The following is a 385-nucleotide window of genomic DNA, read 5'->3' as shown; positions in this document are numbered from 1 at the left end:
GTACGGCGCCGAGGCGGCGACCGTGACGGCATCCTGCGGGCGGCCACCACCGCTACCCGCCGCGTCGCCAATCGCCTGGCAGAAGCCGGCCTGCAGCCCCGGTTTCTGTCGGCGAGTGGCATCGCGGCGGCCACCAATCAACTCAGCGACGGGGTCAGCCTCGGCACGGTAGAGGAGACCTGGGAGGACTGCCGGGAAGGCCAGTTCCGGCTGTCCAGCTTCGCGGTGCAGCCCGACATGCTGACCACGGCGGGCCTGGGACTGCTGTGGACAGTGCCCAGCTATTCGACCACGGTGTGTCTGTCGCTGCGTGAGGCAGCCGAGGACGGTCTGGTTCAGGTGCGCGGGCTGGTCCGCTTCGACAGCGACGTGCGCGTCCCCACCC

The 385-nt window shown here is 70.4% G+C and carries 1 protein-coding gene; it reads left to right on the top strand.

Features of this window, described 5'->3' with window-relative positions; all coding sequences use genetic code 11:
• Window positions 1–385, top strand: a 385-nt coding sequence (locus IMZ11_RS44740) for a type VII secretion protein EccE (RefSeq protein ID WP_228649899.1), incomplete at both ends; no start/stop codon positions are given.

The sequence above is a fragment of the Microtetraspora sp. AC03309 genome (assembly GCF_020826795.1).
Lineage (GTDB): Bacteria > Actinomycetota > Actinomycetes > Streptosporangiales > Streptosporangiaceae > Microtetraspora > Microtetraspora glauca.
Note: the sequence above shows the minus strand (reverse complement) of the source record. Positions and strands in the feature narration are given on the sequence as shown.